This window comes from Nocardia terrae, assembly GCF_009760405.1.
Taxonomy (GTDB): domain Bacteria; phylum Actinomycetota; class Actinomycetes; order Mycobacteriales; family Mycobacteriaceae; genus Nocardia; species Nocardia terrae.
The window spans coordinates 13,663-26,153 of sequence record NZ_WRPP01000007.1 but is presented as its reverse complement, the minus strand read 5'-3'; the positions used below and the strand labels follow the sequence as shown (position 1 = coordinate 26,153).

Below are 12,491 nucleotides of genomic sequence, written 5' to 3'. Positions count from 1 at the left end.
TCGCCACGGCAGGGTCCAGGAAGCTGCTGTGGGCGGACGAGCTTCACCGGGCGGTCATCGGCCGGTTACTCGCATGACCTCGTTCAGACGAGGGACTGTAACGAATGATGCAACCGTTATCGCTTCTCGTCAATCTGTTTCCGCGCAGGTCCGGCTGTGTTTTCACAGTCGTAACCGACAAATAGGGCACAGCGCGCACACGCGGGGCGCGCCGCGGACGCCAGCGAGCCAGCGCGGCAACGGCATACACTTGCTGCAGCACAGTCCAGCCCGCTGTGCGCGACCCGATGGTGAGGTGACGCGGATGGTAGCCGACGCGCGGGAACGTCAGGAGCCCTCGACAGTGACCGAGCAGGATCACCCCGAATTGGATGTCCTACCCGACTGGCCGCTCGACACCATCGCGGTGCTGGTGACCACCGACCCCGCACCGCACGCCATCCCGGTCTCCTGGCCGGTGCGCGCCGGAGATCACCGAATTCTGCTCAGCCTCAAGTCCGATCGCGGGTCGCTGGCGCGGCTGCGGGAACGGCCGGAGGTGGCGTTGCTGATCCTCGGCGGCGGCAATGTGGCGCTGTGCGCCCGCGGCAAGGCGCGGGTGATCGCCGACCCCATGCCCGGCGCGGACGATTACGTGGCGGTCGAACTGACCGTCGAGGTGATCGACGACCATCGGCAGTCGGCCTTCGCGGTGGCCACCGGAATTCAGCGCACCGTCCTCGACGGCACCGAACTACGCTATCTGGAGAAGCGGGTCGCCGCGCTCGAAGCCATGGCGGCCGATCGAAACTGAGTCGAAGGAGACCGTGTGTCTGTCAGCCTGGCCAAGGGTGGAAATGTCTCACTGTCCAAACAAGCCCCGAACTTGACCAAGGTGGCGGTCGCGCTGGGCTGGGACGTGCGCACCACCACGGGCGCCGACTACGACCTGGATGCCAGCGCCCTGGCCTGCGGTGAGAACCAGCGGGTCCTGTCCGACGCGCACTTCATCTTCTACAACAACCTGCGCTCCCCCGAGGGCACCATCGAGCACACCGGCGACAACCTCACCGGCGCGGGCGACGGCGACGACGAGGTGATCAATGTCGACCTGGCCGCCATGCCGCCGACCATCACCAATATCTTCTTCCCGGTCTCCATCCACGAGGCCGACACCCGCCGCCAGTCCTTCGGCCAGGTCCGCAACGCCTACATCCGCGTGATCGACGCCGTCACCGGCTCCGAGCTGGCCCGCTTCGACCTCACCGAGGACGCCTCCACCGAAACCGCCATGGTCTTCGGCGAGCTCTACCGCCACGGCCCCGAGTGGAAGTTCCGCGCCATCGGCCAGGGCTACGCCTCCGGCCTGGCCGGCATCGCCCGCGACTACGGCGTGAACGTGTGATCGTCGCATTCTCCGTGACGCCCCTCGGCGTCGGCGCGGACGTCGGCCGCGCCGTCGCCGAGGCGGTCCGCATCGTCCGAGCCAGCGGCCTCCCCAACGAGACCAACGCCATGTTCACCACTCTCGAGGGCGAATGGGACGAGGTCATGGCCGTCGTCAAACAGGCCACCGACGCGGTGATGGCCGCCGCGCCCCGCTGCAGCCTCGTCATCAAGGCCGACATCCGCCCGGGCGTCACCGACGGCATGACGTCGAAGGTCGAGACCGTCGAAAGATATTTGGCCGAGGACTGATTCAGCTGATGCGCTGGCGGAGCCAGGTGGGGATCTCGTCGCCGGCGCGGGGGTAGGTGGCGAGTTCGCGGCGGCAGTCGGTGGGTTCGGGGATGGGGAGCCAGTCGGGGATTTCCTTGAACGACAAGGTGAAATCGGCTCGGGTGGAGTCGGCGCGCAGGACCACTTGGCCGCTGAGCCAGGTGCCGGTCATCTGGTCGTAGCAGACTTCCTTGAGGCGGTTGAGGAGCATGAGGACCTCCTCGGAAGGCTGGAGGTCCTCCTCGGTGGCGGCCGGGTCGAGTTGGATGCCGGCGTGGCCGTCGTCGCCGACCAGGGAGAACCAGAGGACGGCCACGCGCCAGTCCGCGGGAAGATCGTCGGCGAGGGCGCTGACCAAGGCGCTTTCGACCATGTCGCGGTCGGCGGAGGGCGGGATGGCGGAGGTCTGGGCCGGTTCGTCCGCGAGGGCCGCGACCACCAGGTCGGGATGGTGTGCGCGCATGGCCTCCACCGCGGCGGTCACCGGCACGGGTAGGCGGTCGGGGACGATGAACAGCGGGCGGTCCACGTTCTTGCGGGCCATGACATCGCCGAGCGCGTGCACACGGTCGCGGAAGGCGGCGGGATCACGCAGCACCACCTCGGCGAACCGGTCGGCCCGACCGCCCTTGCGCAGGCGGCCGATGCCAAGCAGCAGCCGCTCCACCTCCGACCACGCCACATGCGGGTAACCGCGATAGGTGAAGCCCTCCTCGGTGATCACCAGCGTGGGCTGCGGGCGAATCAGATCGTCGAGCATGGCGTACGCCCCGAACCCGAACACCCCCATGACAACACCGGCCAGTACCCGCATGACCATGTGTTCGTCGCCGTTGAACACCACGAAGCCGGGCAGCACGATCATGACCACGAAGAAGACCAGCGCGCCGATCGCACCCGCTTTCCGCGGGTAGTACTCGGTGATCGATTCGCGCCCCGAAGCATGCACCCCACAGACGCTAGCCGAAACGAGCCGAAGGCAACACCGCCGTTATCGCCCGGCATCGCTTCCGCTATGCCCGTTTCGGCCACTGCAATGGATTTCGCTCAGCCGCGCGGCCAGTACTCGCGCCAGTCCACCGCACCCAGCGCCCGCCGCTCTCCCCGCGCGATTTCGGCGGCGTCCTCGGCGGCGCGAATCCGTCCGGCGAACACGAGAGTCGCCTTCCGCAACCGTTCTTCGGCGCTGTCCGGCCCGCCGAGTTCGACCGCCCGCAGCTCGTCCGGCACCAAATCCTCCGGTAAACCAGCCTTGATACCTCGCGAGCGAACCTTCTCCGCCAACGCCAGCGCGGGCTGCGCCATCGCGATACCGTCCAGGCAGGAGCGCCGCGCCTTCTCGGCCGATTTCCGCTCCTCCCAAGCCTTTTCCTGCGCCGCGATCTTCTCGGCGACGGCGGCGTCGGGATCGATGTCGTACGCGCCGGAATCATCGTGCCCGATCAGATGCGGACTGCGATGCACCAGCTTCGCCACCAGCGCCGCGGCCACGTCGGCGACCGTGAATTCCCCTGCGGCCTCGGCGATCCGGGAGTGGAACAAGACCTGCAACAGCAGGTCCCCCAACTCCTCCTTGATCGTCCCGGCATCCCGCTCCTGAATGGCGTCCAACAGCTCGTAGGTCTCCTCGAGCAGATAGGGCCGCAGCGAATCATGCGTCTGCGTCACCTCCCACCCCCCGAAGTTCCACAGCCGATCCATGACATCGACCGCCTCGCCCAGCGCCGCCGTCATCCGCGCCGTATCCGCCGCCGCACCGGACTCTCCCGCCACCCGCCGATCCGATTCCACGCCTGCGCTGTTCCTTTCGGAGTTCGAAGTACTCACCGCGTCACGGGTGCCGCGGGCCGGGTACACACCGCCGCGGCAAGACGACGGGACACGCACCCGATCCTCATCACGGGGCCAGGGCCTCCGGTGCCACCTTGACATCCACTGCGCCCGGGGCCTTTCCGTCGAGGGCGAGGAGCAGGTCCGCGACGAACTGGATCACCTGGACATCGCGGACGCGCGCCGCGCCGACGCTGTCCTCGACACGCGGGAGGGGTAGTTGGACGATGCCGGTGGCCGCGCGGTAGGTGGCGTTCGGGTACAGGCGCTTGAGGCGCAGTTGCTTCGAGTCCGGGAGCTGGAGGGGCGACACCTTGAGAGTGGTTCCGGTGACGCCGATCTCGGCGATCGCGTATTCGCGGGCCAGCAGGCGGAGCTTGGCGACCGAGACCAGGCGGCCGACCTCGACCGGCAGCGGGCCGTAGCGGTCGACGAGTTCCTCGACCACGGCCGAGAGCGCCGAATCGTCCTGGGCCGCCGCGAGTTTGCGGTAGGCCTCGAGGCGTAGGCGGTCCGAGGCGATGTAGTCGGGCGGGATGTGGGCGTCGACCGGGAGGTCGATGCGGACCTCCTTGACCTCCTCGTCCACGGTGATGGGGCGGCCGTCGGCGGCCGCGCGATAGGCCTCGACCGCCTCGCCGACCAACCGCACGTACAGGTCGAAGCCGACACCGGCGACGTGGCCGGACTGCTCCGCGCCGAGCACGTTGCCCGCGCCGCGAATCTCCAAGTCCTTCATGGCCACCGCCATGCCCGCGCCCAGGTCGGAGTTCTGGGAGATGGTGGCGAGGCGGTCGTAGGCGGTCTCGGTGAGGGGCTTCTCCGGCGGATACAGGAAATAGGCGTAACCGCGCTCCCGGGAGCGGCCGACACGCCCGCGCAGCTGGTGCAGCTGAGAAAGGCCCAGGGCGTCGGCGCGTTCCACGATCAGGGTGTTGGCATTGGAGATGTCCAGACCGGTCTCGATGATGGTGGTGCAGACCAGCACATCGAATTCCCGCTCCCAGAAGCCCTGCACGGTCTTCTCGAGCATGTCCTCGTTCATCTGCCCGTGCGCGACCACCACCCGCGCCTCCGGCACCAGGTCGCGAATCCGCTTGGCCGCCTTGTCGATCGAGGCCACCCGGTTGTGCACGTAGAACACCTGGCCGTCGCGCAGCAGCTCACGGCGGACGGCCGCGGCCACCTGCTTGTCGTTGTACGCGCCCACATAGGTGAGCACCGGATGCCGTTCCTCGGGCGGGGTCAGGATGGTCGACATCTCGCGGATGCCCGCCAGCGACATCTCCAGGGTGCGCGGAATCGGCGTGGCGGACATGGTCAGCACGTCCACGTGCGTGCGCAGCGCCTTGATGTGCTCCTTGTGCTCGACGCCGAAGCGCTGCTCCTCGTCGATGATGACCAGTCCCAGGTCCTTCCACCGGACCCCGGTCTGCAGCAGGCGGTGCGTGCCCACCACGATGTCGACGTCCTTGGTGGTCATCCCCTCGAGGATCTCGCGCGATTCGGCCGGATCGGTGAAGCGGGACAGCCCCTTCACCACCACCGGGAATCCGGCCATGCGCTCGGTGAAGGTCTGCAGATGCTGCTGCGCCAGCAGCGTGGTCGGCACCAGCACGGCCACCTGCTTGCCGTCCTGCACCGCCTTGAAGGCCGCGCGCACCGCGATCTCGGTCTTGCCGTAGCCGACGTCACCGCAGACCACCCGGTCCATCGGCACCGTCTTCTCCATGTCCGCCTTCACCTCGGCGATGGCGGTCAGCTGATCGACGGTCTCGGTGAACGCGAACGCGTCCTCCATCTCCTGCTGCCAGGGCGTATCCGGGCCGAAGGCGTGGCCGGGCGCGGCCTGGCGCACCGCGTAGAGCTGCACCAGTTCGGTCGCGATCTCGCGAACCGCCTTGCGCGCCTTGCGTTTCGTGTTCTGCCAGTCGGATCCGCCCAGTTTGGACAGGCTCGGTAGCTCGCCGCCCACGTACCGCGACAGCTGATCGAGCGAGTCCATGGGCACGAACAGGCGGTCGCCCGGCTGGCCGCGCTTGCTGGGCGCGTACTCGATGACCAGGTATTCACGCCGCGCACCCGCCACGGTCCGCTCGATCATCTCCACGAAGCGCCCGATCCCGTGCTGATCGTGCACGACCATGTCCCCGGCGGTCAGGGCCAGCGGATCGACCTGGTTGCGGCGCTTCGCGGGCAGCCGCTTGCCCTCGCCGGGTGCGGTGACCCGGTTGCCGGTGAGGTCGGATTCCGCGATCACCACCAGCTTGGACTCGTCGAACACGATGCCGTCGTGCAGCGAACCGCACAGCACGCCGACCACGCCCGAGACCGGTTCCGCCCCGGATTCCAGCGCCCCGGCGGGCACCTCGGCATCGGCGAGGCGCTCCAGAATGCGTTGCGCCGTACCGTGTCCGGCCACCACGATGACCGCGCGCCCGCCGGTGGCGACATGCGCCCGCAGCGAGGCGAAGATGGTGGCGACCAGTTCCTCGGACCCGCGCGCGGACGCGGCGGCCAGCACCGGCAGCGCGATCTCGTCGGGATGGTCGGCGGCCAGCGGGCTCAGCGTCCACCACGGCAGCCCGCGCCGCTCGGCGTCGGCGTGCACCACGTCCAGACCCCGATAGCCGGAGGCCGCCAGATCCAGTCCGTGCGCGCCCAGCGGCGCGGCCCCGCCGAAGGAGGCCGCCGTCCACGACGCCTCCAGGAACTCCTCACCGGTGCGCACCAGGTCGGCCGCGCGGGTGCGGACCTTCTCCGGATCGCACAGCAGCACATGGGTTTCGGCGGGCAACACGTCCACCAGCAGCTGCAGCTCGCCCGGCTGCAACACCGGTAGCAGCGCCTCCATGCCGTCCACCGGGATGCCCTGCGAGATCTTCTCCAGCATCTCCACCAGGGCGGCGTCGGCCGCGTTCTCGGCGGCCACCTGGGCGGCGCGCTCGCGAAGCGCGGTGGTGAGCAACAGTTCCCGGCACGGCGGCGCGACCACCAGGTCGATGGGCACCTCGTGGATGGACCGCTGGTCCTGCACCGAGAAGGCCCGCAGTTCGGCGACCTCGTCGCCCCAGAACTCCACGCGCACCGGATGATCCGCCGTCGGCGGGAAGAGGTCCAGGATGCCGCCGCGCACCGCGAACTCGCCGCGCTTGCCGACCATGTCGACCCGCTCGTAGGCGAATTCCACCAGCCGCGACAGCAATTCGTCGAAGTCGAACTCCGCGCCCTTGGTCAGCACGATGGGCTGGATCTCCCCCAGCCCCGCCGCCATCGGCTGCATGAGCGAGCGCACCGTGGTGACCACCACCCGCAGCGGCCCCGCGAAACCCGGATCCTCCGGATGCGCCAGCCGCCGCAGCACCTGCAGCCGCCGACCGACGGTGTCCGCACCCGGCGAGAGCCGCTCGTGCGGCAGGGTCTCCCACGACGGGAACAGCGCGACGGTGTCCCCCAGGATCTCGCCGAGCTCGACGGCCAGATCATCGGCCTCGCGCCCGGTCGCGGTCACCACCAGCAGCGGCCGTTGCTCGGCGATCGTCGACGCCACGAACGGCCGCACCGCCGAGGGCGCGACCAGCATCGCCGACTCCCGCCCGATCAGGCTCCTGACCTGCTCCAAGGCTGCGTCGGCACCCGCCACCGCAGCCAGGCCAGCCAGAGGTGGACGATGGGTGGTCATGGGGCAGACTCCTCGGCGCAGATCAGCGTTTCAGACGGCCAGTCGAGTCTAGTCACCCGCAATGACAGCTTCAGCACGCAGACGTCCCGCGCGTGCTTGGATGGCGGGATGTCCTATGCGACCGATCCGCGGGTGGACTCGTACATCGACGCCCTGCCCGGCTGGCAACAGGAGATCTGCCGTCAGGTCCGCGACCTCGTGCACGAGGCGGACCCCGAGGTCGAGGAGACCATCAAGCGCACCGTCCGCCCCTACTTCGTGCTCGACGGCAATATCTGCGCCCTGCTCGCCACCAAGACGGCGGTCGACATCTTCCTCTACGACGGCGCGATCGTGCCCGACCCGGAGAGCATCATCACCGGCGGCCACGACAACAAGACCGCCCGCATGATCGCCGTCGCGGAGGGCGAAACCCTCAACGCCCCAGCCCTTCTCGCCATGTTCCGGCAGATCGTCGCCAACAACCGCGCGGGCGGCTGGCGAAAACTGAAGGGCAAGTGAACGGTAGCGGATCCCGGGCTGTCGGGGACACAAGCCCCCGACGGTCACGACACCAGTGCCCCTACACGTCCCGACACCATGCCCACGCGTCACGAGACCATGCCCCGGGCGAGGCTCGAGCCCCCGCCCTCCCAGGAGTGGGCTACTGCACGTAGCGGCGCAAGCGGCGGGCGGCGAATTCCCGGAAGTACGCGACCTTCTCCTCCGGCACGATGCTCGGCAGCAGGAAGTACCACGCCCGCTCCATGCGGGTCGCCATCTGGTCGATGGATTCGGTGCTGACGGCGACGATGTGGACGCCGGTCGTCATCTCCTGCAGGAGCAGGCCGATGGTCTCCGGGTCGAGATCCGCCTTCAGATCCCCTTGGGCGATGGCGCGTTCGGCGAGCAAACGGTGCGTCTCGCCCCAAGTCTTGGCGATATTGTCGCCGGTCGCGCCGCGGTAATCACCGATCTGATGGGTGAGTTTGAGCATCGCCCCGACCATCGGATCGTTCATCGTGAGATCGGCGACCACATAGGTGATCCCGATGCACGCCTCCAACGCCGGCACCCGCGGATCGAAGAATCCCTGGCAGGCGCTGACCAGTCGCTCGTTGCCCTGATCGACGACGGCGCGGGCCAGTTCTTCCTTGGAGCCGAAGTGAAAGTACAAGGCGCCCTTGGTTACATTGGACTGCGCGATGATCTCGGACAGGGACGCGTTCGCGTAGCCCAGTCGAAGAAAGACATCGGCCGCGCCCGCGAGCACGGAATCGCGAGTGATCTCCGCACGCGCTTGCCTAGCCATCAGATCCGCCTGTCATCAAACCAGCCATCCTGAAGTAGACCGATATCCCGAAGTTGACCGACATCACAGTTCGAACAGCACTCGAAGGATGGGTGAACCGTACCATCCGGCTGCGCGCTGCCAGCCGATTCGAGCATTCGGCCCGTCCTCCTTCGCAATTCGCTGGTTAACTGTCCAGTTCTGCCCCGCTTAGACAGACATATCAGACCAAAATTCAGACCGCAGGGTTCGATAACCCCTTGCCGCTCGGCCATTCCGACTTCAACACCGGTTCGGCCTCCAAATGGGTGAGCCCGTTCCAGCACAGATTGACCAGGTGCGCGGCCACCACTTCCTTGGACGGCTGGCGCTCGTCCAGCCACCAGGTCGCCGCCGTCGCAACCATTCCCACCAGCGCCTGCCCGTACAGCGTCGCCAAGGTCGGGTCCAGGCCGCGGCGTTCGAAATCCCCCGCCAGAATGTGCGCCACCTGATTCACGGCCTCGTTCAGCAGACTCGAGTACGTGCCCTCCGCCGCCGACACCGGCTGGTCCCGCATGAGAATCCGGAAACCGTCGGTGCGCTCCTCCATATAGGTGAGCAACGCCAGCGCCACCTGCTCGAGCCGCACCCGCGACCGGTTCTGGGTGAGCGAGGAGGTGATCATCTCCAGCAAGGTCGACATCTCGCGATCGACCACGACCGCGTACAACCCTTCCTTGCCGCCGAAGTGCTCGTACACCACCGGTTTCGACACCTGCGCCCGCGCCGCGATCTCCTCGATCGAGGTGGCGTCGTACCCGCGCTCCGCAAACAGCGCCCGCCCGATCTCGATGAGCTGCTGACGGCGCTGAGTGCCGGTCATGCGCGCCCGCGCCGGTCTGGCCCCCTCGCCCGCCGTCATCGATTCCGCCTCCCTGCTACGCCGTCAGATGCGCTACAACTGTCCCAGACTTCGCGCCGCCCAGCGGCATGGGGACCACATCTGCCCCGTTTCGCCGACGCGACAACTGATCTAGCACGATCGGGGTAACTCCTGGGGTACCGGCTGACTCGGCCGTGTCGCGAACCGCCGGTCCGCAGCGTAAGGCAATGCGTGACTAGCTGGTCGGCAAAAAACGCGGAGAGGCGGGACAGTTCGACGTAAGGCACTAGTTCATGCGAGGATCAGACCCGCATGACGCTGCAATCCGCCGTGGTGTAATGGCAGCACAACTGATTTTGGTTCAGTTTGTCCAGGTTCGAGTCCTGGCGGCGGAGCTCGCGAGCAGGGCCGATATGGTTGGCCCCGCATATTGCTTTCCAGCACACGATGACCGGCAGCCGAGGGAGATCCATGCCACAGCAGACCGCCGTCGTCGTTCTCGCCGCCGGAGCCGGAACCCGAATGCGGTCCAAGACACCCAAGGTGTTGCACCCGCTCGCCGGTCGGAGCATGCTCGCCCACGCGTTGCATGCCGCGCACGAGATCGACCCGACGTCGCTCATCACCGTGATCGGCCACGACCGCGAAGCGGTGGGCGACGCGGTCGGCAAGGTGGGTGCGGAACTGGGCCGCCAGATCACCTTGGCGGTACAGGAGGAGCAGCGCGGCACCGGGCACGCCGTGCAGTGCGCGCTCGCGGTCATGCCCGACGATTTCACCGGCGACGTCCTGGTCACCTACGCCGACGTGCCGCTGCTGGACGGGCACACCCTCAACGCGCTGCTCGACGAGCACCGCAGCTACTCCGACGGATCCGCCGTCACCGTGCTGACTTTCGAGCCCGACGACCCCAACGGCTACGGCCGCATCGTGCGCGACGCCGAGGGCCGGATGATGGAGATCGTCGAGCACGCCGACGCCACTCCGCAGCAGGCGGCCATCACCGAGGTCAACTCCGGCGTCTATGTCTTCGACGCGGCTGTGCTGCGAATCATGATCTCCCGCATCGATACCGCCAACGCGCGCCACGAGCTCTACCTCACCGATGTGCTCAAGCTGGCCCGCGAGGCCGGACACCCGGTGCACGGCGCACGGTTGCTCGATCACGCCAAGGTCACCGGCGTGAACGACCGGGTGCAGCTGGCCGGGGCCGCCCGCACCCTCAACCGCTACATCCTGGAACGGCACATGCGCGCCGGGGTCACCATCATCGATCCGGCCACCACCTGGATCGACGGCAATGTGGTGATCGGCCGCGACGCGGTCATCCGCCCGGGCGTACAACTGTTGGGCGACACCGTGATCGGTGAGGACGCCGAGATCGGACCGGACTGCACGCTGACCGACGTCACCGTCGGCGACGGCGCGAAGGTGGTCCGCACGCACGGCGAGAAGTCCAGCATCGGCCCGGGCGCGAACGTCGGACCCTTCGCCTATCTGCGGCCCGGCACCTCGCTCGGCGAGAAGGGCAAGATCGGCACCTTCGTGGAGACGAAGAACGCGACGATCGGCACCGGCTCCAAGGTCCCGCACCTCACCTATGTGGGCGACGCCACCATCGGCGAGCACAGCAATATCGGGGCATCCAGCGTTTTCGTCAATTACGACGGGGTCAAGAAGCACCACACCACGATCGGCTCGCATGTGCGCACGGGCAGCGACAATATGTTCGTCGCCCCGGTCACCGTGGGTGACGGCGCGTACTCGGGGGCGGGTACTGTACTGCGCAGAAATGTTCCACCGGGAGCGCTCGCGGTCTCGGGTGGTGCACAGCGCAACCTCGAAGGCTGGGTGCAGCGCAATCGCCCCGGCACCGATGCAGCCCGCGCGGCCGAAGTGGCCCTCGCGGAGCTCCCGGATCAACCGGGAACCACCGAGATATCCGACGAGAAAAAGGATGGCGAACGTCAGTGACCGCGTTCTCTACCGATAACCAGAAGAACCTGATGCTGTTCTCTGGGCGCGCTCATCCCGAGCTCGCCGAGGCGGTGGCCAAGGAACTCAACGTTCATGTCACCCCCCAGACCGCGCGCGACTTCGCGAACGGTGAGACCTTCGTCCGGTTCGAGGAATCGGTCCGCGGCTCCGACGCCTTCGTGCTGCAGAGCTTCCCGGCCCCGCTGAACCAGTGGGTCATGGAACACCTGATCATGATCGACGCGCTCAAGCGCGGTTCGGCCAAGCGCATCACCTCGGTGCTGCCGTTCTACCCCTACGCCCGCCAGGACAAGAAGCACCGCGGCCGCGAGCCCATCTCCGCTCGCCTGATCGCGGACCTGCTCAAGACCGCGGGCGCGGACCGCATCATCACCATCGACCTGCACACCGATCAGATCCAGGGCTTCTTCGACGGCCCGGTCGATCACATGCACGCCCAGGTGCAGCTGGCCGAGCACATCCGCAACAACTACGACCTGTCCAACATCACCGTCGTCTCCCCCGACGCCGGTCGTGTGAAGGTCGCGGAGAAGTGGGCCAACTCGCTGGCCGACGCGCCGATGGCGTTCATCCACAAGACCCGCGACCCGCTGGTCCCCAACCAGACCGTCTCCAACCGCGTGGTCGGTGAGGTCGAGGGCCGCACCTGCATCCTGATCGACGACATGATCGACACCGGTGGCACCATCGCCGGCGCGGTCAAGGTGCTCAAGGAGGCCGGTGCGGGCGACGTGGTCATCGCCGCCACCCACGGCATCCTGTCGGCCCCCGCCGCCGAGCGTCTCGCCAACTGCGGGGCCAAGGAGGTCGTGGTGACCAACACCCTGCCGATCGACGAGTCGAAGAAGTTCCCGACGCTGACCGTGCTCTCGATCGCCCCGCTGCTGGCCCAGACCATCCGCGAGGTCTTCGAAAACGGTTCCGTGACCGGCCTTTTCAACGGGAACGCATAACTGGAACTCTCGTAGGCTCTCAGGGGCTCCGCCCCTGAACCCCAGCCACGGACACCACATCTCCGACCCCGTACCACCCGAGCGCCCCTCCCGCATCAGCGGGAGGGGCGCTCGTTGTCATTGCTCCCGCGTGAAATGGGGGTGGCATTGGATGTCCGTTTCATACGACACGCGGTAGCGTTGGACGCGACTCGC

11 protein-coding genes and 1 tRNA gene are annotated in these 12,491 nt (G+C 67.6%); 7 read left to right on the top strand and 5 right to left on the bottom strand.

The window, feature by feature from the left end:
- Positions 1 to 304: 304 nt before the first annotated feature.
- Genes GPX89_RS31000 through GPX89_RS30990 form a run of 3 tightly spaced genes read left to right on the top strand, consistent with a single transcriptional unit; the run spans position 305 to position 1,677 of the window.
- Positions 305 to 793 carry a hypothetical protein gene (locus GPX89_RS31000; protein ID WP_157391285.1) on the top strand — a complete coding sequence of 163 codons (489 nt, stop codon included), beginning with the start codon at positions 305 to 307 and terminating at the stop codon, positions 791 to 793.
- A gap of 15 nt (positions 794 to 808) precedes the next feature.
- A complete protein-coding gene (locus GPX89_RS30995) occupies positions 809 to 1,384 on the top strand; it encodes a TerD family protein (protein ID WP_328602488.1) in 576 nt (191 codons plus the stop codon).
- Entirely contained in the window at positions 1,381 to 1,677 is a 297-nt protein-coding gene (locus tag GPX89_RS30990) for an MTH1187 family thiamine-binding protein (RefSeq protein ID WP_328602487.1), read from the top strand. Before GPX89_RS30995 ends, GPX89_RS30990 begins: the two co-directional genes overlap by 4 nt.
- A 1-nt stretch (position 1,678) precedes the next feature.
- Here GPX89_RS30990 and GPX89_RS30985 read toward each other — a convergent pair whose 3' ends face one another.
- The 3 genes from GPX89_RS30985 to mfd form a co-directional block, all read right to left on the bottom strand.
- Positions 1,679 to 2,647, bottom strand: coding sequence for a hypothetical protein (locus GPX89_RS30985; protein WP_157391284.1), 969 nt, complete (start codon positions 2,645 to 2,647; stop codon positions 1,679 to 1,681).
- A 98-nt stretch (positions 2,648 to 2,745) separates the two neighbouring features.
- The gene (locus GPX89_RS30980) at positions 2,746 to 3,432 is read right to left on the bottom strand and encodes a MazG family protein (RefSeq protein WP_157391585.1); all 687 of its coding nucleotides are present in this window, start codon (positions 3,430 to 3,432) and stop codon (positions 2,746 to 2,748) included.
- A gap of 163 nt (positions 3,433 to 3,595) precedes the next feature.
- Positions 3,596 to 7,210 (bottom strand): transcription-repair coupling factor, encoded by a 3,615-nt coding sequence (mfd, locus tag GPX89_RS30975; RefSeq protein WP_157391283.1) that lies wholly within the window; start codon positions 7,208 to 7,210, stop codon positions 3,596 to 3,598.
- A gap of 108 nt (positions 7,211 to 7,318) precedes the next feature.
- Here mfd and GPX89_RS30970 point away from each other — a divergent pair, with 108 nt between their 5' ends.
- On the top strand, positions 7,319 to 7,711 hold the full coding sequence (locus GPX89_RS30970; RefSeq protein WP_157391282.1) for a DUF1801 domain-containing protein: 393 nt from the start codon (positions 7,319 to 7,321) through the stop codon (positions 7,709 to 7,711).
- A gap of 142 nt (positions 7,712 to 7,853) precedes the next feature.
- Here GPX89_RS30970 and GPX89_RS30965 read toward each other — a convergent pair whose 3' ends face one another.
- A complete protein-coding gene (locus GPX89_RS30965; RefSeq protein WP_157391281.1) occupies positions 7,854 to 8,501 on the bottom strand; it encodes a TetR/AcrR family transcriptional regulator in 648 nt (215 codons plus the stop codon).
- Between the two features lie 214 nt (positions 8,502 to 8,715).
- On the bottom strand, positions 8,716 to 9,345 hold the full coding sequence (locus GPX89_RS30960; protein WP_157391584.1) for a TetR/AcrR family transcriptional regulator: 630 nt from the start codon (positions 9,343 to 9,345) through the stop codon (positions 8,716 to 8,718).
- A gap of 324 nt (positions 9,346 to 9,669) precedes the next feature.
- Here GPX89_RS30960 and GPX89_RS30955 point away from each other — a divergent pair.
- The 3 genes from GPX89_RS30955 to GPX89_RS30945 all read left to right on the top strand — a co-directional run bounded on the left by GPX89_RS30955 (position 9,670) and on the right by GPX89_RS30945 (position 12,296).
- Positions 9,670 to 9,740, top strand: a tRNA-Gln gene (locus GPX89_RS30955).
- Between the two features lie 76 nt (positions 9,741 to 9,816).
- Positions 9,817 to 11,319: a bifunctional UDP-N-acetylglucosamine diphosphorylase/glucosamine-1-phosphate N-acetyltransferase GlmU gene (gene glmU, locus GPX89_RS30950; RefSeq protein WP_157391280.1), complete on the top strand. Its 1,503-nt coding sequence runs from the start codon at positions 9,817 to 9,819 to the stop codon at positions 11,317 to 11,319.
- Positions 11,316 to 12,296: a ribose-phosphate diphosphokinase gene (locus GPX89_RS30945; protein ID WP_328602486.1), complete on the top strand. Its 981-nt coding sequence runs from the start codon at positions 11,316 to 11,318 to the stop codon at positions 12,294 to 12,296. The genes glmU and GPX89_RS30945 overlap by 4 nt, the downstream gene beginning before the upstream one ends.
- Positions 12,297 to 12,491: the final 195 nt, after the last annotated feature.